General features: G+C 71.9%; 21 protein-coding genes. 12 read left to right on the forward strand and 9 right to left on the reverse strand.

The window, feature by feature from the left end; genetic code table 11:
* The first annotated feature begins 787 nt into the window (after positions 1–787).
* Both RIU97_RS00260 and RIU97_RS00265 read left to right on the forward strand, forming a co-directional pair.
* Positions 788–1,987 (forward strand): FAD-dependent monooxygenase, encoded by a 1,200-nt coding sequence (locus RIU97_RS00260; RefSeq protein WP_404952676.1) that lies wholly within the window; start codon positions 788–790, stop codon positions 1,985–1,987.
* A gap of 88 nt (positions 1,988–2,075) precedes the next feature.
* A complete protein-coding gene (locus tag RIU97_RS00265) occupies positions 2,076–2,342 on the forward strand; it encodes a hypothetical protein (RefSeq protein WP_404952677.1) in 267 nt (88 codons plus the stop codon).
* Positions 2,343–2,495: 153 nt separating this feature from the next.
* Here RIU97_RS00265 and RIU97_RS00270 read toward each other — a convergent pair whose 3' ends face one another.
* Positions 2,496–2,870: a DUF2809 domain-containing protein gene (locus RIU97_RS00270; RefSeq protein ID WP_404962710.1), complete on the reverse strand. Its 375-nt coding sequence runs from the start codon at positions 2,868–2,870 to the stop codon at positions 2,496–2,498.
* A 559-nt stretch (positions 2,871–3,429) separates the two neighbouring features.
* Here RIU97_RS00270 and RIU97_RS00275 point away from each other — a divergent pair.
* Complete coding sequence (locus tag RIU97_RS00275; RefSeq protein WP_404952678.1) at positions 3,430–3,762, forward strand: hypothetical protein; 333 nt, start codon at positions 3,430–3,432, stop codon at positions 3,760–3,762.
* A gap of 31 nt (positions 3,763–3,793) precedes the next feature.
* Here the strand turns inward: RIU97_RS00275 and RIU97_RS00280 are convergent, their stop codons facing one another.
* Entirely contained in the window at positions 3,794–4,774 is a 981-nt protein-coding gene (locus RIU97_RS00280; protein ID WP_404952679.1) for a helix-turn-helix transcriptional regulator, read from the reverse strand.
* A gap of 97 nt (positions 4,775–4,871) precedes the next feature.
* Between RIU97_RS00280 and RIU97_RS00285 the strand changes: the two genes are divergently transcribed.
* The 5 genes from RIU97_RS00285 to RIU97_RS00305 all read left to right on the forward strand — a co-directional run bounded on the left by RIU97_RS00285 (position 4,872) and on the right by RIU97_RS00305 (position 7,363).
* On the forward strand, positions 4,872–5,273 hold the full coding sequence (locus RIU97_RS00285; RefSeq protein ID WP_404952680.1) for a RidA family protein: 402 nt from the start codon (positions 4,872–4,874) through the stop codon (positions 5,271–5,273).
* Between the two features lie 165 nt (positions 5,274–5,438).
* Positions 5,439–6,035, forward strand: coding sequence for a hypothetical protein (locus tag RIU97_RS00290; RefSeq protein ID WP_404952681.1), 597 nt, complete (start codon positions 5,439–5,441; stop codon positions 6,033–6,035).
* Positions 6,036–6,039: 4 nt separating this feature from the next.
* Positions 6,040–6,837 carry an inositol monophosphatase family protein gene (locus tag RIU97_RS00295; RefSeq protein ID WP_404952682.1) on the forward strand — a complete coding sequence of 266 codons (798 nt, stop codon included), beginning with the start codon at positions 6,040–6,042 and terminating at the stop codon, positions 6,835–6,837.
* Between the two features lie 94 nt (positions 6,838–6,931).
* The gene (locus RIU97_RS00300) at positions 6,932–7,105 is read left to right on the forward strand and encodes a hypothetical protein (protein ID WP_404952683.1); all 174 of its coding nucleotides are present in this window, start codon (positions 6,932–6,934) and stop codon (positions 7,103–7,105) included.
* Positions 7,106–7,111: 6 nt separating this feature from the next.
* Entirely contained in the window at positions 7,112–7,363 is a 252-nt protein-coding gene (locus tag RIU97_RS00305; protein ID WP_404962711.1) for a DUF5958 family protein, read from the forward strand.
* A gap of 61 nt (positions 7,364–7,424) precedes the next feature.
* Here the strand turns inward: RIU97_RS00305 and RIU97_RS00310 are convergent, their stop codons facing one another.
* The 3 genes from RIU97_RS00310 to RIU97_RS00320 all read right to left on the reverse strand — a co-directional run bounded on the left by RIU97_RS00310 (position 7,425) and on the right by RIU97_RS00320 (position 9,715).
* Complete coding sequence (locus RIU97_RS00310; RefSeq protein ID WP_404952684.1) at positions 7,425–7,655, reverse strand: hypothetical protein; 231 nt, start codon at positions 7,653–7,655, stop codon at positions 7,425–7,427.
* Between the two features lie 242 nt (positions 7,656–7,897).
* A complete protein-coding gene (locus RIU97_RS00315) occupies positions 7,898–8,698 on the reverse strand; it encodes a sensor histidine kinase (protein WP_404952685.1) in 801 nt (266 codons plus the stop codon).
* A gap of 567 nt (positions 8,699–9,265) precedes the next feature.
* The gene (locus RIU97_RS00320; protein ID WP_404952686.1) at positions 9,266–9,715 is read right to left on the reverse strand and encodes an ankyrin repeat domain-containing protein; all 450 of its coding nucleotides are present in this window, start codon (positions 9,713–9,715) and stop codon (positions 9,266–9,268) included.
* A 162-nt stretch (positions 9,716–9,877) separates the two neighbouring features.
* Here RIU97_RS00320 and RIU97_RS00325 point away from each other — a divergent pair, with 162 nt between their 5' ends.
* From RIU97_RS00325 to RIU97_RS00340, 4 genes are all read left to right on the forward strand, one after another.
* Positions 9,878–10,645, forward strand: coding sequence for a hypothetical protein (locus RIU97_RS00325; protein WP_404952687.1), 768 nt, complete (start codon positions 9,878–9,880; stop codon positions 10,643–10,645).
* A 160-nt stretch (positions 10,646–10,805) separates the two neighbouring features.
* Positions 10,806–11,612 (forward strand): polysaccharide deacetylase family protein, encoded by an 807-nt coding sequence (locus RIU97_RS00330; RefSeq protein WP_404952688.1) that lies wholly within the window; start codon positions 10,806–10,808, stop codon positions 11,610–11,612.
* 172 nt (positions 11,613–11,784) lie between these two features.
* Complete coding sequence (locus RIU97_RS00335) at positions 11,785–13,179, forward strand: Mucin-2 (protein WP_404952689.1); 1,395 nt, start codon at positions 11,785–11,787, stop codon at positions 13,177–13,179.
* A gap of 185 nt (positions 13,180–13,364) precedes the next feature.
* A complete protein-coding gene (locus tag RIU97_RS00340; RefSeq protein ID WP_404952690.1) occupies positions 13,365–14,351 on the forward strand; it encodes a nucleotidyl transferase AbiEii/AbiGii toxin family protein in 987 nt (328 codons plus the stop codon).
* A 103-nt stretch (positions 14,352–14,454) separates the two neighbouring features.
* On the opposite strand, the gene RIU97_RS00345 is transcribed toward RIU97_RS00340, so the two are convergent.
* The 4 genes from RIU97_RS00345 to RIU97_RS00360 form a co-directional block, all read right to left on the reverse strand.
* Positions 14,455–15,066, reverse strand: coding sequence for a hypothetical protein (locus tag RIU97_RS00345; protein ID WP_404952691.1), 612 nt, complete (start codon positions 15,064–15,066; stop codon positions 14,455–14,457).
* A 24-nt stretch (positions 15,067–15,090) separates the two neighbouring features.
* A complete protein-coding gene (locus RIU97_RS00350) occupies positions 15,091–15,882 on the reverse strand; it encodes a hypothetical protein (RefSeq protein ID WP_404952692.1) in 792 nt (263 codons plus the stop codon).
* A gap of 63 nt (positions 15,883–15,945) precedes the next feature.
* Positions 15,946–16,974 (reverse strand): aminoglycoside phosphotransferase family protein, encoded by a 1,029-nt coding sequence (locus RIU97_RS00355; RefSeq protein WP_404952693.1) that lies wholly within the window; start codon positions 16,972–16,974, stop codon positions 15,946–15,948.
* Positions 16,975–16,978: 4 nt separating this feature from the next.
* On the reverse strand, positions 16,979–20,116 hold the full coding sequence (locus RIU97_RS00360; protein WP_404952694.1) for a DUF4132 domain-containing protein: 3,138 nt from the start codon (positions 20,114–20,116) through the stop codon (positions 16,979–16,981).
* Between the last annotated feature and the right edge of the window lie 43 nt (positions 20,117–20,159).

A 20,159-nucleotide genomic window follows, 5' to 3' on the forward strand; every position in this document is an offset into this window, starting at 1 on the left:
CGATCGAGGGCCGCGGTGCGTTCCCCCGGCGTTTCTGGTCGCTGTTCCGCACGTTCGAGCCGCACATCGGCTGTGCGCACGCCTCGCTGCCGGACGCGCGGGACGCGCACACGGTCGCGGCCCTGCCCTGGCATCCGGAGATCGCCGCGGCCCGGCTGCTGACCGGTGTCGCCCCGGCGGCCGACCAGAACGGCCGTGGGGCCCCCGCGTTCCTCACGGCGCTTGCCGCCGCCGACGGCCCGGCCGGACCCGCGGTACACCTGGCTCTCGCCTACGGGCTCGCTTCCGTGCCCGACGAGGACCGCCAGGCCGCTGTACGCGCGCTGGCCCTGCTCGCCGCGAGGGGCGGGCTGGACGGGGCACTGCTGGGCCGGCGGATGGCCGAACTCGTGGAGCTGGGCACGCTGAAAGTGCCCCTGCTGACCGGGTCGCTGCGGCCTGCGGCCGCCCTGCCCCAGGCAGCCCCCGCCCTCTGGCCGGTCCTGGCCACCGCACTCCCCCCGGGCTCCTGGCCTCCACCCGCCCCCAGGCCCACGCGGCCGTCCTGGCCATCGCCGCGGACTCGGCCCGGGACGCGGGTGCACACGGTGAACTGCCCGAGATCACCGCACTCGCACAGCGGCCGGGGCCGTCCCAACTCCTCAGACAGGCCCGCCGGTTGCGCGACACCCTCGCCGCCCACCCCTCCCCCGGGCAGGGCTGGACACGCCCTCACTCTACAACTGTAGAGTGAGGGAAGGGCTGAGTGACGGCAGCGGGTGACCGAACCGAACGGAAGTGGTGTTCCATGCCGAAACGTCACGCGGTGGTGGCCGGCGCCGGAATCGGCGGCCTGACGGCTGCCATCGCACTGCACCGGCGCGGCTGGCACGTCACGGTCTGCGAACGCGCCCCCGAGCCCCCCACCACCGGCGCCGGAATCGGCCTCGCCCCCAACGCACTGCGCGCACTGGACACCCTTGGCGTCGACGCGGCCCACGCGGCCGGCAGCGCCGTACCCGAAACGATGGGCCTGCGCCGCTTCGACGGCCAGTGGCTCACCCGGACCTCCACCGCGGACATGGCCGCCCGCTACGGCATGCCCCCGATCGCCGTCCCCCGCCCGGCCTTCACCGCAGCCCTGGCCGCCACCCTGCCACCGCAAGCCCTTCGCTACGGCACCCCGGTGACCGCCGTCGAGGACGCCACGGGCCGCCCCACCGTCCGTACCGCGGCCGGCCCCGACCTCGCCGCCGATCTGGTCGTCGCCGCCGACGGCATCAACAGCCCACTGAGGCGGTCCCACTTCCCCGCCCACCCCGGCCTGCACTACACCGGCGAGAGCGCCTGGCGGACCATCGTGGACGCCCCGGACCTGGGCATCGCGTCCATGAGCGAGACCTGGGGGCGCGGCCGGCGGTTCGGTGTCACCCCGCTCTGCGACGGCCGGCTCTACCTCTACGCCACCGCCCTCGTCCCGGCAGGCACCCGGCCGGCCGACCCGCGGACCGAGCTCCGCCACCACTTCGGCTCGTGGCACGACCCGATCCCCGCCCTGCTCGACCGGATCGAGCGCCTCGACGCCGCCGACATCCTCTGCAACGACCTGTACGACCTGGCCGCCCCGCTCCCCCGCCTGCACCACGGCCGGATCGTCTGGCTCGGCGACGCGGCCCACGCCATGACCCCCAATCTCGGCCAAGGCGGCTGCCAGGCCATCGAGGACGCGGTCATCCTGGCCCACCTGCTCCCCGCCGGAGACACCGCGGACACCCCGGACAGCCCAGACACCACGGACCCCGTCCCGGCCGCCCTCGCCGCCTACACCGCCGCCCGCCGCGACCGCACCAACGCCGTTCGCCTCCGCGCCCGCCGCATCGGCCGCCTGGGCATCCTCCGCAACCCCCTTGCCGCGGCCGCCCGTGACCTCGCGATCCGTGCCACGCCCACCCGCCTGGCCCTGCACGGCATGGACGACCTCTTCAACGGCTTCCGCCTCCCCCGATAGGGCAACCCGCCGCCAGCTCGGTGATCCTCTCGTCGCGTTCCGCCGCGCGGGCGCACATCACCCGCGTCCGGCAGACGACACTGGACCCATGAGCGAGCACCGCTTCACCCTCGAAAACACCAGCACCGGCACCACTCCGGCCGCTGCCCGCACACCTCACTACCCGCACAGCCTCCGGTACGAGAAGCCGGCGGGGTCTGCCCGGACCAGCCCCGAGGGCCACACCCTGCGCGCTCTGTCCGACCTCACGGTGGTGACCTGTGCCTGCGGCCTGACCACCCCGGCACTCCCCAACGACGACGCACGGCTCGTCTACGAAGAACACCGCAACCTGATCCGCGACGAGACGGCCTGAGCACCAGTCCACCGGCCACGGCCCACGAGACAGGACGGGAGAGACCGAGGCTTCCGGCTCCCCCGACCGCCGATGCCCCGCGGCACGGGCGCCACCGCCCTGGCCGTGGGGTCGAGCCCGTGCCCGGGGGGGGTGTCGGCCGTGCTTCGCACGTCAACGTGACCGGAGGGACCTCACCGCGGTGTGGACGAGCCACCCGGCCGCCGCGCCGGCCGAGTACCAGAAGAGATCGGGCGGGTTGAAGGTCGAACCGAGCACGAGGCGGGCGGCGGTGCTGCGCCGCGAGAGTTCCGCCGGCAACGGGCTGAGCTGCAGGAACTCGACCGTGCAACTGACAGCCAGCGCAGCTCCGGCGGCCCTCAGTGGCGTCGTCCGTGGCGCCAGCAGGACGACAAGAGCCAGAAGGAGGACGGTGTAGAGCGCGTCTCCGCCGTACTTCGCCACGCTCCCCGTCGTCACGGCCCGCAGCCCCAGCCCGACACCGACGACCACCACGGCCGCGGCCGCTGCCACCAGACGGGTCCGCATCCGGTCGACGGCGGCAGAATCACGGGTTCGAGGGATGAAGGGCACGGGGTCATACTGCCAGCCGCGGTCGTCAGGACTCCCTCGACGGAGCAGCCCTCGGACCGTTGCCCGGGAGGTAGGACGACTCAGGAGGCTGAGCACGTTGCCGACCGGATCTGAGTACGCGCACTCATCCGTTCTCCACGGCCGGCCCCCAGAATGTTGACGTCACGGCAGATCAGCACCGGAAGTCCGATCACGATCGCCGACGGGGTGACGCGCACCGCGCAGGGGATCCGGCCCCCTTCCCCGGACTCCTGTCCGCCTGCGGCTGGTGTCGGCACGCACAGCAATCCTGGAGACCTGTTCAATCATGGCAACACCCCATCACGCGTCCAGTCACGGCCCTGTGCCGGGCAACCCCTACGGTGCGCCCGGAGAGTACGGCCACGCCCCGGCACCAGGGAACTACGGGCCCACGCCCAGCGGTTGCGCCGTCCCGGCTCCCACCGGTCACGCCCCGCGGGCATGCCGCGCGTGCGGTGCCCAGTCCGCCGCTGACTTCAAGGTCCGGTCGCACGTGGGCATTCTCATCATGATGAAGTTCGAGCACCTGGACGGGCCCTTCTGCCGGGCCTGCGGCATAGCCGTCGTCCGGCAGATGACCACGAGGGCCCTGTTCCTGGGCTGGTGGGGCCCGCTCTCCCTGGTGATCTTCAACCCGTTCACGCTCGTATGGAACCTGCTGGCCTACCTGAAGTTCAGCAAGCTTCCCCCGGCGGCGCCGGCCCCGGGACGCACCCACCTCGACACCGGCCCGCCGGTGCTCCGTCGGCCACTGGCCTACGTGGTCCTCATCCCCATCGCCTGGGCCGTCTGGATCGTTTCGCAGGCGCTGACGCACTCCACGTGAGCGAGGACACGGCGGCGTCCCGCAGAAGGCACTACTCGCAGGATGGCATTCCGTAGCAGGTGGCGACAGCGGCGGCACGGTTCCGCAGGGAGTTGCGCAACCACTGGGGGGCCAGGGCTTCCGCGTTCGTGCCGAGCTGCCACAGCGCCCATTCGGCGTGTCTCGAATCCTGGAAGGTCACCTCCAGCCGCAGCCGGCCGTCCGCGTCGACCTCCTCGGCGAGGACGGCCAGGGCGGTGCCCGCCAGCTCCTGCCGCCGCGCCGGGTTCATCCGTACCAGCACGGTGACTTGGTCGCCGCCGGTCCGGAACCGCGTGCTGCGTTCCTGCCAGGCCCGGTCCAGATCGACCCGGTCCGGTCGCTGTGCCGGTTCGGCGAGCACCTCGGCCGCCAGGATGCGGGACAGCCGGTAGGTGCGGTCCGCGCCGGACCGTGTGGCCAGCAAGTAGCCCTGGTCGCGCGCGGTGACGAGGCCGATCGGGTCCACCGTGCGCCACTTCGGGGTCTGGTCCACGGCCGCGTACCGGATGCGCAGCTTGTGTCCGGCGAACACCGCGCGCCGGACCTCGGCCACGATGGCGTCGGGCACCTCGTCGGCAACCAGTCGGCGCGAGAGGAGGTCGGTCTCCGGGTCGATGAGCAGTCGCTGAGCCGCGCCGGCCGCGGTGGCCCGGTAGCTCTCGGGCAGCGCGTCAACCACCTTGCGCATGGCCGAAGCGAGCGGCGAGCCGAGTCCGAACGCCTGCGCGCCGCGCCGCGATCCGGCGACCAGCAGGGCGAGTGCCTCGTCGTGGTTGAGTCCGGTGAGCTCGGTCTGGAAGCCGGGCAGCAACGCGAACCCGCCGTGCCGGCCGCGTTCGGCGTAGACCGGGACGCCGGCTGAGGAGAGCGCCTCGATGTCGCGCAGCACGGTACGGGTGGACACCTCCAGCTCGCCGGCCAGCGCGGCCGCGGACATCCGGCCGTGCTGCCGGAGCAGCAGCACCAGCGATACCAACCGATCGGCGCGCATGCGAAAACCGTACAGGAATACATGACACATGATGTCGTGATTGGTTGCGAGGCTTACCGGCGTGACAAAGATCGGTCGCACACGAGAGGTGATCCACATGGCACACGCCCTTGTCAATCCGGACGGCTTGCACGACCCGGTCCCGTACGGCTACAGCCACACCGCCGTTGTCCCCGCAGGTGCGGAACTGGTGCTCATCTCAGGTCAGTACGGATCGGGCCCCGACGGGGCGGTCGTCTCGGCCGACTTCGCCGGGCAGGTGAAGCAGACGTTCCACAACATCGGCGTCGCGCTCGCCGCCCACGGGCTCGACCTCAGCCACGTCGTCCAGCTCAGGACGTATGTGGTGAACCATGACGTGAGCAAGCTCGGGCTCGTCGCCGGGGCCGTGCAGGAGGGCTGGGGTACGAAGCCGCCCGCGCACACCCTCATCGGTGTCGCGAGCCTGGCTACGCCCGACGTGCTGTTCGAGGTCGAGGCCCTCGCCGTCCGCCCCTGACTCGCCCCGCCGCCCGCGTCCGGGCTGTACAACCCGGACGCGGGTGGCGGGCGACAGGTCGCCCCGGTGAGGGACCGCCCATCCGTTGACGTGCTGAAACCCATATGATCACCACATGTCGATCGTCCGTTCGGGGCGCACGACGACCTGACCGGAGGCCACGGCGTGACGACCACGATCGCCCAGGCCAGGGCGTCCAGGGCCGCGCGTCTGATCACCGATGGGCTGGATCCCAAGACCTGGATCATCGCCGACACCCTCCTCATCGGCTGGCACACCAGCCGTCTCGCCGGGATCGGATGGGGCCTCGTCGGCTGCCTGTTCGCCGCGGTCATTCCACTGGCCTTCATCAAGTACGGCATCCGCCGCGGCCGCTGGGCCGACCGGCACGTGGGCCAGAGGCAGCAGCGCATCGTCGTGATGGCCTTCATCATCGCCTCGGTCGCCACCGGAACCCTGTTGCTGTGGGTCTTCAAAGCGCCCCGGACGATGATTGCGCTGACCGCGGCCATGCTGGTCACCCTGGCCGCTCTCCTCGCCGTGACCCCTGCCTGGAAGATCAGCGTGCACGCAGCCGTGTCCTCCGGAAGCGTCGCCATGCTCGCCATGACCTACGGGCCCTGGACGCTCCTCGCCTACGCCGTGGTCGCCGTCGTCAGCTGGTCACGGGTAGAGCTGAAGGACCACACCGTTGCCCAAGTCGTCGCCGGCGCCGCGGTAGGCGGTGCCGTCGCAGCCGGTACCTTCGCGCTGGTTCAATAGGCGCATGATCAACTCATACACGGGTCTCGATGATGCCGGGGTCGCGATAGCTGCCGCGCGTGCCGGTGCGGACGTGGTGCGCCGCATGTACGGGCAGCCGCTCTCCCGTGTCGACAAGGGCGCGGGCGACTTCGCCACCGCCGCCGATGTGGAGGCCGAGAAGGCGATCCTCGGCGTCATCCGCGCCGCTCGGCCCGATGACGCGGTGCTGGGCGAGGAAGGCGGGCAGCAGGGCGCGGCCGCCGCCGCGCGCGAGTGGCTGGTGGATCCCCTGTGCGGCACGCTGAACTACGCCGTCGGCAACATGCTGGCAGCCGTCAACGTGGCATTGCGCAACGGCGCGGCAGCGGTGGCCGACCCGTTCAGCGGCGAGGTCTTCTTCACCGACGGCGAGACCGCCTGGGTGCGGCACGCGGGGGTCGATGCCCAGCTGGCGCCCACGCCCGCCACCCGGCTGGTCGACGTCAACCTGGATCCGCCGTTCCCGAGCGCGCCCGGATTCCGGGCCGTGGACCTGCTGGCCGACTCCGGCTTCGTCGGGCGGTTCCGGCCGCGGGTCGTGTCCACGACGTTGGCGCTGGCCTGGGTCGCGGCCGGCAAGCGCGCCGCGTACGTCACCGATGGCGGGGACCTGTCGGGGAGTGTGCACTTCGCCGCCGGCATCGCCGTGTGCCGGGCCGCCGGTTGCGTGGTCACCGGGATCGACGGCAGCCCGATCGGCCGGGCGGGCCGCGGGCTCTTGGCGGCCGCCGACGCCGAGACCCACGGTCTGCTGCTGTCGATGATCTCCGGTCGGCGCTAGACCATCCCTGTGGATCATTGGCCCTGGTCACGTGCGGAGTTGGCGCATCCCGTCACCCCACACTCGGCCTGAGGCGATGTGGAATGATCGGGGCATGTTGGGGCCCAGCAGCGAGGACCGGCGAGCCCTTCGGCGTGAAGCCGAGCGGGTCGTCAACGAGGTCGCGCAAGAACTCCGCACGTTGGACGACGGGGCAACCTGGTTCTCCGCCCTCTCCCAGGCAGGACGGGAGGCGGTACTGCAGGAAGTCGCCGGATACGCCGTGTAGGCGCACATCACGACGGCGGACGGCCACGCGGGAGTTGCCCGGTCCGGAGTGAAGCCCACCGCCAACCCTTCGGTGATGATGTGCGTGGACCCGCCCCGCTACGGGTTCGCGGCCCTCCCCGCCGACGAGCACGTCAAAGCGTTCCGTGTCCTCGTCTCGGTGTTCTCCGTCGCCGACACCCGCCGCAGGCAGACGTACTGCAAGGGCACTTGCGGACACTCGTGGCACAACTTGCGTCCCCCAGACGAGAGGCCGTAGCGCGATCCGAGCGAGGCACCCTTTGCCACCGGCCCAGCACTCCCTTGCCGCCTGAGGGCGCTCACTCGGTGGATTCCGCCGGCCGGGGCGCGGTGCGACGGCGGCGGTGGTAGGAGACGGTGACGGCGGCGAGGAGCGGGCCCCAGAGCACCAGCGGTTGGTAGAGGATGCCGACGACGAGGCCTCGGGTGTGCGTCGTGTCATCGTGAGGAGAGGCCCACCACCAAGGCATCAAGGACCAGAGGACGGTCAGGGCCGCCGCGCCGACTGCGGCAGGGATGACGGCGGCCATGGGGCGGACTCTTCGCCCTCCGATCAGCGGTATCCAGTGGCGCACGGCCTCGCCCCACGGCCGTACCAGACCGGCCGTGAGGAAGGCCGCGAGCTCGCATTCTGAATGCTCATGCCGCACATCGTCACGCGCCCCCGGACAGCCTTTCGTCGGCCTGCGCGATGGACTCCGACCACCCTGTGGAGCGATGGCGGGACGACGGCCTCCCCCGCCTGGGGGGGGCGGCGTCATCCTCCGAAGGCTCATCGGTGTCGGGCATTCCCGTGGCCGGGGGCCGGGAGGCCGGTCGGACGGTCACCGGTGGCGGGTGCCGGAAGGACGAGTCGCACCTCGAATCCGCCCAGGGCGCGGGGGCCGGCGGTGACCGTCCCGCCGTAGATCTTCGCGCGCTCCACCATCCCGATCAGGCCGTGCCCGGGCGTCATGGACGTGTTCGGCGGGAGGCCGCCGATTCCCTCGTCGACGACGCACACCTCGATGGTCCGGGTCTCGTAGCGGATGGTGACATCCGCCCTGGTCGGCCCCGCGTGCTTGAGGACATTGGTCAGTGCCTCCTGGATCACCCGGTAGACACACAGCGCCATGCCCTGCGGGAGCGGTGTGGGGGAACCGACGACTTCCATGGTGGCCCGGACCCCGGCGCCCCGCACACGCTCGAGCAGTGGGTCCAGAAGGCCCAGCCCCGGAGCCGGTGCGTAGGCGCCGCCGTCCTCCAGCGCGTCGTCGGCGTCGTCCGGATCCACGCTCCCTTCCGGTAGCCCTTCCTGGCCGACACGGAGCAGTACGAGCATGCGGCGCATCTCCTCCAGCGCTTCCCTGCTGGCGCCGGCGATGGTGTCCAGCGCCTGCCGGCTCAGCTCCGGGTTCGTGGGGAACACGTACGAGGCCACGCCCGCCTGGAGCGAGATCACGGACATGTGGTGCGCGACCACATCGTGCAGTTCGCGCGCGATGCGCACCCGCTCCTCCGTGAGCGCCCGGCGGGCGTTCTCCTCCTGCTGCCTGCGCAGTTGGAAGGTCAGTTCGGCGGTTGCGCTCGGCAAGTCTTCCCGAGCCGCGCCCGACGACGAACACGACGGCCGGGAACAGGACCGCCTGGGCGAAGACGGTCGGCATGGAGCTGTTGGCGGCGTTGCTCACCCCCGCGTACACCCACGTACCGGCCACAGCGACCGCGCACACGAGGGAAGTACGGAGGCTTCGGGTCGCCGCCACCGTGTACAGGCCCAGGAGCGGGGGCATCGAATTGATCACCGGCCAGTACCCGCAGGCGATGAACACGATCCACAGCGCACTGCTCGTGGCGAACACCCCCACCGGCGCGATGCGTCGGGCCAGCAGGACCAGACCCACCAGTACGGTGAGGACCGCCCCGAGGCCGTCCATGGCCTGCCATCCGACCGGCGGCTGCTCCTGCCCCAGCAGCAGCCCGGCGCCGGCGTAGCCCAGCGCGAGCAGCGAATCGACGACCAGGGACCGGTACCTCCCCGTGAGTTGGTTGAGGAACCCGAATCCAGCATGCATCGCCGCAGCTTGCGGTCCCTGACAGGGCCAGGGAGCCTCGTTCGGATCATCCGCGCGAGGGCGGGTACCGGCGTTACGATCGCGGCTTACGCCAAGCACGACTGAGACGGTTGTGCACGGAGGGTCGCTCCTGCCGCGAGGAGGAGTCCGGCGGTCACGGGGTGCGGGCCGTTGTCCGCCCAGTCCAGGGGGGACCAGCCTGTTCCGTCGTCTTCACGGAGGTTCGGGTCGGCGCCCTGCGCCAACAGCTCGCGTACGGTCTCCGTGTGTCCCCAGCAGGCGGCCGCACACAATGGGGTGCCCTGCGCGCCGATTCCCCTGCTCTCCGTGTCAGGGCGGGCACCGGCCTGCATGAGCAAGCGCGCGACCTCGGCTTCTCCCTGCACAGAGGCCAGGTACAGAGGGGTGGTGCCGTCCCTGTTCTCCCCCTCCGGGTCTGCTCCGGCCCGCAACAGCGCTTTCACGCGGGCCGTGTCGGCCGCCAACGTCGCTTCGGAGAGACGACGGGAGAGCTTCTTCTGCTGCCGGCGCTTCATGATTGGCCAGGCTAACGGGCGTGCACGTGAGGGAACCGGTCAGCTGGCGCTCGGCTGTGCCAGTGCCTCTTCCAGCCGGTCGAGGCCCCGGTCCAGGTCCTTCTCGTCGATGACCAGGGACCGGGTGGAACCGGCTCGCGAGGTGCGCCCTAGCCTGTGGTCGTGATCGAAGACGCGGACTTCCGGGTGGGCGACGTTCTGTCGGTGGCCTGCCGGTTCACGGAGACAAGGGTGACGAGGCTGGGGTGGGACAGCCTCGTACTGGAGTGGCCGTGGTGGCGGCGGGATCCGGACAGCGAGTTCTTCCACTGGAACGGCCAGGTGGCGCTGGGGATCGACGCCGATGCCCGTGTGTGGCACGAGACAGGACTCTTCCGCACCGAACCGCCGCTGGACGCACTGGAGCCGGACGACGTGTGCCGGGTGGGTGTGCCGCCGACCGTGGTGCACGTGACCAGCGTCGATCGTTTCGATCCCCCGTTGGAGACGGGCTGGCTGCCCCGCCCGCGGCTGGCCGTCACGGTGCTGCCCCGGGGCGTCTCCTGCCGGGACGTCCCGAAGGGCAGCCTCGTCAACGTCACCGGCTACGAGCTGCACCCGGACGATGACATTCCGTTCACCGTCGACCTGCTGTTCCGGCCGTACGCGTTCCTGCACCACGGCGACGAGGTCGGCGATGCCGTGGGGCGGGCATGGCGCTTCGACAGCCCCTGGCGCTGGCACGCCTTCGACGGTGGGGCGGCGACCGCCGGCCCCCGGTGGCCGGTGACACTGCTCACACGCGACGGGACGCCGTGCACCGCGGAAGCCGCCGAGGCGGTTGCCGCCGCCACGTCCGCGGGCTCCCACCGGGAGACCCTCGCGCACTGGACTCGCCTCACGGACGCCGCCCCCACCCCGTCCGGCATCGTCCTCCCGCGACTCCGGTAGGCCGTCCGGCGTCGACCGCGGACGCGCGCCCGGGCCGGCGACGTCTGCGGCCCGGGCCGTCGAATGGGCCGATCGGACGAGGGAGTGGCCCGGACGGATGACCTAGCCTGGATCGGCAACGCGAGATCCGGGGGGCTGAGCGCAAAGGAAGAGCGCGTCCATGGGCATCACCACCAGTTCCGCACGTCGTCGGCGGGCGGGTTCCGCTGCGGCGGCCGTCCTCGGCCTCCTGGCGGCGGCCGGCAGCCCGGCCTTCGCCGCCACGGACGGCTCGGCGGGCCGATCCCCGGTCACGACCCCCGCCGGCCGCTCCGCGTCCGCCGGAGGCCCCGGATCCGCCCACGGCGCCGCCGGGGTTCCTCTGGGGATCTCCAGACTGGCGCAGGGCGCGGGCCGCGACGTCGCGATCACCATCGACGACGGCCCGGACCCCCGCTGGACGCCCCAGGTCCTCAAGGTGCTGCGGGAGAACCACGTCAAGGCCACCTTCTGCATGATCGGCACGAAGGTGCAGAAGTACCCGGAGCTGGCGCGCTCCGTCGCCGCCGACGGGCACCGGCTGTGCAACCACTCCGTCGACCACGACGTGACGATGGACCACAAGCCCGTCGCCTACCAGCAGCAGCAGATACTCGACGCCAAGGCCATGATCGAGAAGGCCGTACCGGGTGTCCCGGTCGGCTACTACCGCGCGCCGGGCGGAGCCTTCACCCCCGACAGCCGGGCGATAGCCGCGGCCAGCGGGATGCGGCCGCTGGGCTGGAGCGTGGACCCCAAGGACTGGAGCAGGCCGGGCCTGCCGGCCATCATCTCCGCCGTCGAGGACAAGCTCCCCCAGCAGCCGACCGTCCTCTTCCACGACGGGGGCGGCGACCGCAGCGAGACCGTCGCGGCGCTCAAGGAGTACCTGCCCTGGCTCACCGCACACGGCTACACCTTCTCCTTCCCGGCCCGCACCACCCCGTAGCCCCCCGAGCGACGACGGCCCGCCCCCGCGACGTGGCGCGGGGGCGCGCGGTGATCATGTACGGGGGCGGTCCCCGTCCGTGGCAGGATGACGGCTTGGTGACCCAGAAGGCCGGTGCCGTCCAGGCATCCGAAGGGGCTGCGCGCACGGCGACGGGTCGGAGAGCTGAGACATGGTCGCCTTCTACTCCTCCGCACTCGACGGGGTCGCCGCCAACCCGGCCCTTCCCATACCGCTGCTGCTGCGACTGATCGCCTTCGAGGGCGAGGGCGGTCCGCCCTTCCAGGCCCTGCACCGGCCGGGGCTGCCCGAGTCGGCCGTGGCGGCCGTCCTCGCCCACCCCCTCCTGTACCCGCGGGGCGAGCTCGCGACGAGTGGCCAGGCGGCTCCCGACCAGCGGGCCCGGCTCGCGGACGACCCCTCGCCCCTGGTGCGGGCCGCCGTCGCAAGCGGGCCCGAGTCGACCCACGATCCCCGGACGAAGGTCCGTCCACTGCCGGACTCCGTGTGCGTCCGCCTCCTCGAAGACCCCGAACCGTCCGTACGCAGCGCGCTGTTGCGCTCGCGCCACTTGGCGCCGTCCTTCCTCTCCTCCCTGGTCCGCCATCACGATCCGGCCGCACGGCGTGCCGCCCTGCGCGTCTGGGACGAACTGACGACGGCCGGGCGTGCCACGCTGCTCGACGACCCCGACCCCGAGGTTCGGCGGTCGGCTTCGCTGTGCGCGTGTCCTCACGACGCACGGCTCACGGCAGCGTTGCTCCGCGACCCCGCCGCCGCCCTGCCCGAGGTGGTCCGTCGTGGGCTTCTCGTCCGCACGGACGCCGAGCGGTTCCTCGCCGAGGGCGTTCACCTGGTCGAACTCGCCGGCAATCCGTCCCTGCCGGCCGACCTCGTGGGCCGTCTCGCCGTCGATCCCGACGACGAGGTGCGGCTGGCCGTCTCCCTCCGGCCCGAGCTGACCGAAGCCCGGCGCGCCGCGATCGACTTCACGGTGGACCCGTACGACCGGAGTGACGTGGACTGGGTGGCGGCCGGCATCGCCGATCAGGACGTGCTGCGCCGGGCCGCGACCTCCGCCCACCCCCTGCTGCGCCGCGCCGCGGCCCGTAGCCCCCATCTGCCGCCCGAACTCCTGCGGCTTCTGGCCGAGGACGCGGACGTCGTCGTGCGCACCCACCTGGCCGTCCATCATTCCGACACCCCGGAGGAGGTTCTGATGAGTGTGTACGCCCGGCTCGGCGGGACGTTCTCCGCGTGGATGGCGACCGGCCACCCCCGCTTCCCCCGCGAGGGACTCGCCGCCCGCTTCGCGGACCATCCGGAGGGGAAATACCGGTTGCTGGCCGTCCGCGACCCCGCCGCCGGCCCCGATCTGATCGAGCGGCTCAGCCATGATCCGCACGTCTGGACACGCCAGGCGGCGACCTGCGACCCGCGCCTGCCGCTTCCCCGGCTCATCGATGCCATCGCCGTGCCCGAACTGGCCTGCAGCGCGGGTGCCAACCCGGCCCTTCCCCCGGGTGAGATGGCCTTGGTCATGGACGAGGCCGGCGTGCCCGCCTGACGACGGGCACCCGCCCCCAACACCACCGTCCGGCCTCGCTGTCAGTGATGCTCCGTACAGTGGGCAACCGGTGAGCGGACGGACACGTACGGGGCGGTAGTGAAGGTTTCTTCGGGGGAGTTCGAGAGCGGTCTCACGCTGGTGCGCCTTGCGACGGCCGGTGACGAGACGACGACGGCCGGCCGGTGACCCGCTCCGTGGACGGCGAACGACGGCGCATCGCGCACCGGGCTGTGCTCGATCACCTCATAGGCTTCGTCGGTGGATCGCCGTTGGGTGACGCCCTGGTGCTGCGCGGGAGCATGGTGCTGCCGGCATGGTTGGGGGCCGACGCGCGGGAGCCGGCGGACCTCGACTGGATCGTTCCCCGGCCCCTGCTGGTCCCGGTCGATCCCGGGCACCCCTATCCGTACGTGGAGGCGGTGGAGGTCGTACAGCAGTGGCCGGAGGCGGCCGACGGCGCCGACCGGTACGAGATCTGGAAGTTCGAGGAGTTCGACACCAGGGGCCTTCGTCCCGCGGTACCGCCCGAAGGGCTGAACTGGATCGTCGAAGCGGAGCCGGAGTGCTGCCCGCCGCACGAAGCTCTGCTCGACCTGGTGCGTGAGCGGCCGGTGGCCGCGCCGGGCGTGGTCCTCGACGCGGACGCCGCCCGGGACGACGGCACCTGGACCTATTCGGACTACGACACCCCGGGCATACGCCTGAGCATCCCCTGGGAGGCGGAGGGCCTGCCGCCGGGCGAGGTGCGGCTGGACTTCGCCCGCGATGAGTGGCTCCCGGAGCCGCCCGTCCTGACGGCGATACCCCGTGGTGACGGCACCGGGCCGACCGTCGTGCGCACCGCGGGCCGTGAACTGTCGCTCGCCTGGAAGCTGCTGTGGCTTCACACCGATCGCGCCACGGAGGGCCGGGCGCAAGCCAAGGACCTCTACGACGCCGTACTCCTCGCGGAGGCGGAAGCCACGAGGCTGACCCCACGGCTGCTGCGCAAGGTGTTCCGGCACCAGCCGGGCAACGCGGCTGCCGCGGACGCTCTGCGCCTGGAGGCGGTGGCACTGTGGTCCGTGGACTGGGAGGCCTTCCGCGCGAGCCACCCGCAGGTGCGGGGTACGGCGGAGGAGTGGCTGGAGCGCCTGAGCCGGGCGCTGGAACCGGTGTGGGGGCGGTAGGCGGTACTCCCGCCGACAACCACCAAGAGCGCGCGTGGACCTGCCCTTCCCGCGGGTGAGTGACCGCCCCGGCAAGAGCTGACGCTCCGAGGGGGCGGGGCGCTCACCGGCGCCCCGCCCCCTCGCCGGCCGCCGCATGCCCCTCAGTCCGATATCGGTGGACGGCCCAGCCGGTACAGATCGCGGCGGCCGTCCAGACTATGACCTCGGCCAGGATGATGCCCGGCGTCAGGGTCAGGTGCGGACGGGGCGGCATCAAGATCATTTGTAGGGCGGCGCCGACCGGCACCGTCAACGCGGCGAGCAGACCGACCAGCCCCGGACGCCTGATGGCTGCGCCCACCACGCCAAGGACCGAGCCGAACAGCACACTTGCCGTCCACCACACCACCAGGTCCGACTCGTACCCGGCCAGCGGTTCCTGGCGCGCAAAGGCGTCCGCCACGTAGTACGCCGCCGTGGCCGCGATCAGCGCCAGTGCGCCGAGCAGTGCGCCCCTGGCCCATGTCCTAGCCAGCCGGCCCGTCGCCACCGCGAGCGCGGCCCATGACCAGCCGGCGTCCATCAACAGGCTGAGTACCTTGGCGCCGCCCGCCCAGACGGTGCCCACGATCGGAGCTCCGAGCGCCGAGTAGGGGGAGGAGAGGGCGTTGACGAGCGAGGTCGCCGCCCCGAAACCCGCGCCCACCACGAGACTTGTGATGATGATCTTCATACCGGGAGAATATCCACCGCCGGATCAGTGGGCTTCGGGCAGCCGTACGGCCTCGATCTCCGCGTCGTTGAGAAGGGCCTCGACGAGCGGAGCGGGGCCCGCCACCTTGGTGGCCCACAGGTCGTAGTCCGTGCAGAGGACCCAGGACCGGTCCTGGGGCCAGAAGTTGGACGGGCTCCATCCGTCTTCCTCGGGGTGGTCGTACAGCACCTTGGCGTCCGCGAGCCGGCCGGCCCGGACGTGCGGGGTGTCGAAGTCCTCGGCCCGTTGCCCCAACGGGGTGTAGTAGGCCAGGCAGCGGGTGTCCGGCCCCTGTGGGCTGTGTTCGGCGAGGATCTCGACGAGCATGTCCCAGTCGGCTCGGTCCAGGCTGCCCTCGGACGGTGCCGAGATGCCGACCGGCCAGCCGCCCGACTCTCTGAGCGAAGGGAAGCAGGTGTAGGGGCCGGGCCACTGCTCCTCGGGCATCACGGGATCACCGGTACGTCGTGCGAGCTCCGCCCAGCGCAGCCGGCGCCACCGCGGTCCGGGGTGCTCGCCCATCGTGCCGTTGAGCACCTCCGCGGGGTCGAGGCCCGGGATGATCTCGGGCCCGCCGCCCATCAGCACGGCCCGTTCGTACGCGACGTACGGCATGCCGGTCGGCCCGACTTCGTGCTGGTGCATGGAGTGGAGGACCCAGGCCGCGTCGGGCAGCGGCGGCGGCATGAACCCGGTGAGCCCGCCGTCGGCTGCCAGTTCCCGCAGCCAGTCGGTGTCCTCGGAGGCGGCCAGCGGCCACCGGGCGGCCGCCACGGCGGCGGGTGTTTCGTGCATCCGCTCAGGATCTCACCCGCCACCGGGTGCCTCGCCCCTCTGCGCAGCAGTCCCGGGCATCTTTCAAGGCCGCTCTGCCGGGACGGGCTGAAGTGTGGGCCAGCGGGCGAGCATCTGTCGGCGCATGGCGGTGCTGAGGCTGCTCAGACCGCCCAGAGAGGTGTCGTCGGCCGTCATCCGGCCGACGACTCCGAGCCGGTGGACGAGTCGTTGCCGGGCTGTCGCGGTGCCCCACGTCCAGTCTTGGTGGGGAATCCGGGCCAGGTGGTCCGTGCCCTCGCGGTGTGCCCGCTGTACCAGCGCGTCGCCGCGGATCAGCCAGCCGGCGCACGCATCGACGAGCCCACCCCGAACGTCCGAGCCGGTCGCGGTGCGCCACTCCTCGCGGTACGCGTTCTCCGCCCGTTCCAGCAGCAGCTCGGACGCCGAAGTGACGCACCAGCAGGTCGGAAAGCCGATGCGCAGGTAGGCGAGCTCCATCAGACCGCTGCCCAATGAGGCTTGCTCGAAGTCGATGAATCTGATCCCCGTGGCCGTGTGGAGATCGTTACCCGGGCAGGGGTCTCCGTGGAGGAGGGCATGCCCGGGTGCCTGGTCGAGCCGGGCGACGAGGTCATCGAGTTCGCCGGACACGGCAGGCGTGACCGGAACCTCCAGAGCACCGGCCAGCCGCAGGAAGGACTGGATGTCGGCCTGGTTCGGGCCCTGCCAGCGGGGAAGTGCCCCCACGTCATCCGGGCGGGCCGTGGCATGCAGCCGCGCCAGCGCGGCTGCATAGTCGACGATCCAGTCACCGGCCGGGCGTTGGTGTTCCAGGTGCTCCAGCACCAGGACCCGCTCGCCGGGATCAGTGGCCAGCAACGCCGGCACCACGGGAATTCCGGCTCGGGAGGCGAGCCGCAGGGCGGCCACCTCACGTGCGTACCGCTCGTCGGCGTCAGGACCGCCGACGAGCTGCTTCACGACCGCTGTCGACGCCGGCAACTCGACGCGCCAGACGCGCGACCGAGGGCTGCTGCTCAGCCTGAGAGAGCCCTTGGGCACTCCCAGCTCAGCACGTAACTCGTCTCCGAACGGCAGTGGTGTCCCCATCAACTCATCCTTCCACACGCACGAACTGACGCAGTGTTGCCTGCCACGTCTCGCACCACAGCACGCCCTGCACGACCCCGAGCGCCTGCGACCTGCAGGAGTCGTCCGCGGTCTGCGGCAGCGCCTCCTCGATCCCGGGCAGCAGATCCCGCGCGAATTCGGACCCCGGGGCGAAGGCGAGGTATCTGCTCTTGCGGGTGGCCGGTTCCACGGTGAACACCTGCGTGTGGCGGTGCCGTGTGGCCGCGTCCGTCGACTCCAGCAGTTTCCGCGCGTGGTCGACGGTCACCTCCCGCAGTGCGCATGCGTCCGTCCCGTCGCCGTTGCCGTCGCCGTCATGTTCATGGGCGAGGCAGCGGGCGCGCAGGGTGTCCGCCAGCAGCGCGGCCGGTTCGACGGCCAGTGCCTCCCGTACGTACGCGTCGAAGTGCTTCGCCGCCCCGGCGACGACGAAGGGCTCGACATGGAGCAGCAGGTCCTGGAGGGCGAACAGGGTGTCGGCGCCGCCCTCGCGCACGCGCCGTGCACGTTCGTCGAGGATGCCGGTCATCAGTTCCCGCAGCGGTTCCAGCGCGGCCACCCGCTTCGTCACCTTCGGAAACGGCGTCAGGCAGTGCCGTGTGACGCTGTAGCCGAGGCTCCCCCGCACGCCGCCGGTCAGTTCGGTGCGGATCGGGTCCCGGAACGCGGGGTCGGCCAGTACGGACTCGACACCGTCGGTCCCCCGGCGCTGTATCCACTGCAGGGCGAAGACCCGCTGATCGCCCGCCGGGTCGCCGAGTGGCATGCCCACCCGCTTCATCAGGGCGAGCAGGTCGAGATCGACGCCCACGCCCCAGAAGTCACCCCCCAGCGATCGGCTCTGCAGCCCGAGCAGGGGCTCACGGGTCTCCCCCGCCTCGCGCATCCGTGCCGCGATCGACGCCATCACCGGCTCCAGGCCGGCGACGGGCTGGCGAAGCCCCGCGTACCGCCGGAGGAAGAGGGTCAGCCAGGCGTTCGCGGCGTTCGCCGACTCGGTGGAGACGGGCTCCGTCCCTCCGGTGAGCCGCTCCAGCAGGCCGAGGCGTGCCATCAGGGCGAACCATGCCTCGGCGGCCGCGGTCTTCGCGACGGCCGAGGAGCCCCGGGGCTCCGGAAGGTGGGTCCTCAGGTGTACGGCCGTGTCGGGGTGCTCCGCCAGGTCCCGCTCCAGAGGCGCCGCCCACGCTTCCCACACGGACGCGACCGCCGTCTCCAGTGCGCCGCCGCGCAGCAGGAGGTGGAAGATCTCGGTGTTGGTGTCGTCGGCGGCCAACGGGCCGCCGTTTCCCTCCGCCAGCTCGACCGCGAAGGACGCGGGGATGTCCCGCTGCCGGTGGTACGTGACCCCGTCCCGGACGAAGGACCTGGGGATCGCGCTCTCCCTGCGGCACGATTCGAGGACGAGCCGGCGGTAGCTCTCGTACGCCTCGCCCGCCGACGAGCGGGCGGCCAGGTCGTCCCGATACTGCCTGAGCTGCTTCTGGTCGACGACGCCGAGCGCGCGGAATTCCGAGACGAGCTCCCGCAGGGCATCCTCGTCGATGCCGCCCAGCCGCTTCTGCGCGGCTCGTGCCTCGGTGTAGAGCGGCTTGGCCATCGCCACGCTGCCCGCCGCGGCCACGATCCGTGCGCCTTCGTCCAGGGCGAAGGGGAGGAGCTCGGGGTGAGGTGCGGTCAGCTTCTTCAGGCTCGTCTGGAGCTGGGTCGCGGCCCGGCCCGGCTTCGTTTCGGCCGTCTTGGCGCACGTGCGCAACGGGGCGAGCAGCCCCATCGCCTGCCGTGCCAGTTCCGGGTGCACCCGGCAGACCCGGGACAGGAAGTCCAGGGGCGGCACCGGCGTCCTGCCGACCGGAGCGGCCTCGCCCGCGTCCGGCTCCAGGCCCAGCGCCCGCGCCACCGCGTCCTGCGCCTCGACGACGCGCGCCACGACCAGCCGTACGAAAGGCCCGTCGCCTTCCAGCAACGGCGATCCGTAGCGGCGCGCGGTCAGCAGCTCCTCGTCCGGACCTGCAGGCTCGCCCGCCAGCACCGCGCCCGCGCGGAGGAGCTGACGTGCGTCGGCAGGCTGCCGCGGCGTGGACGATCCGGCCTCCGGCGCGCCCGCCGCGGCGTACTCCGCGCACGCGACGAGGAAGGACTGGTACCCGGAGGCCCCGTCGGCCGGCATGGTCCCGGAGAAGCGCCCCGAATCGGCCTCCCGCTCGTCGTAGAGGGCCACCATCGCTCTGATCCCCTCGGACCAGGCGGTCCTGGGCACCACGTCGTAGGTCCCTGCCCCCTGCCGCCCCCGGACGTCGGTGAACCAGAAGTCGTGCAGGCTCACCGGCGCCACGGGGCCCTGGTACCGCAGGTCGGCCACCACGCCGTACGCACGCCCCTGGTGCCCGAAGGTGAATCCGGCACGCTCCCCGCCGATGCGTCCGCCGAACCGCGCCGCCATGCCCTCGAAGCGGGCACCGGACTCGTACGAAGCACCGTAGAAGACCGTGATCCCCTCCCGTGCGCTCCGCGCGCCCGGGGCCGGCGCGGGCGAGCAGTCCGGCCGTACGTACACCTCGCGGTGCAGCTGCTCGATCCCCTGCTCCCCGCCCAGCGGATCCAGCAGCTTCCGCCAGCGCTCGAGCAGTCCGGTGCCGCGCGGGTCGAGGAGCACCGGATGCGGAATCACGACCACGGCGTCGTCCAGCTCGCGTTCCCCGTCGAGCCCCGTCACCACCAGCGCACCGCCGGCCGGGCCCTGCGTGATGCCCGTGAGCACCCCGGCACGCCGCACGTCCGGCCCGCCCGCCGGCCCCTCGTACGGCGCGATCACCGCGTACCGCAGCGCGCGCTGCCAGTACGGGTCGGGCCACACCTGCCGCATCAACACGGCGGGCACCGGCAGCGATTGCGTCATCCATCGCTCGACGCTGGTGTGCGCCTGGGCGGCATGGTCGCCGATCCATTCCGCCAGCGCGGTCAACTCCCGCACCAACGGCTCCGCCTTGAGCGCAGCCGGCACCTTCTTCAGCTCCCGCCCGGCCGCGGTACGGCAGCGGAGCACGGGCTTCGGCTCGGCCCAGGGATCGAGTGTCAGCTCATACTCCCCGGCAGCCCTCCATGCAGTGGTCGAACTCATCGTGTGTACCCCCGTGGTGCATCGGCGCCCGCCACTTCCCCGA

Origin of the sequence: Streptomyces sp. 147326 (genome assembly GCF_045000215.1) — a bacterium.
Classification (GTDB): Bacteria; Actinomycetota; Actinomycetes; order Streptomycetales; family Streptomycetaceae; genus Streptomyces.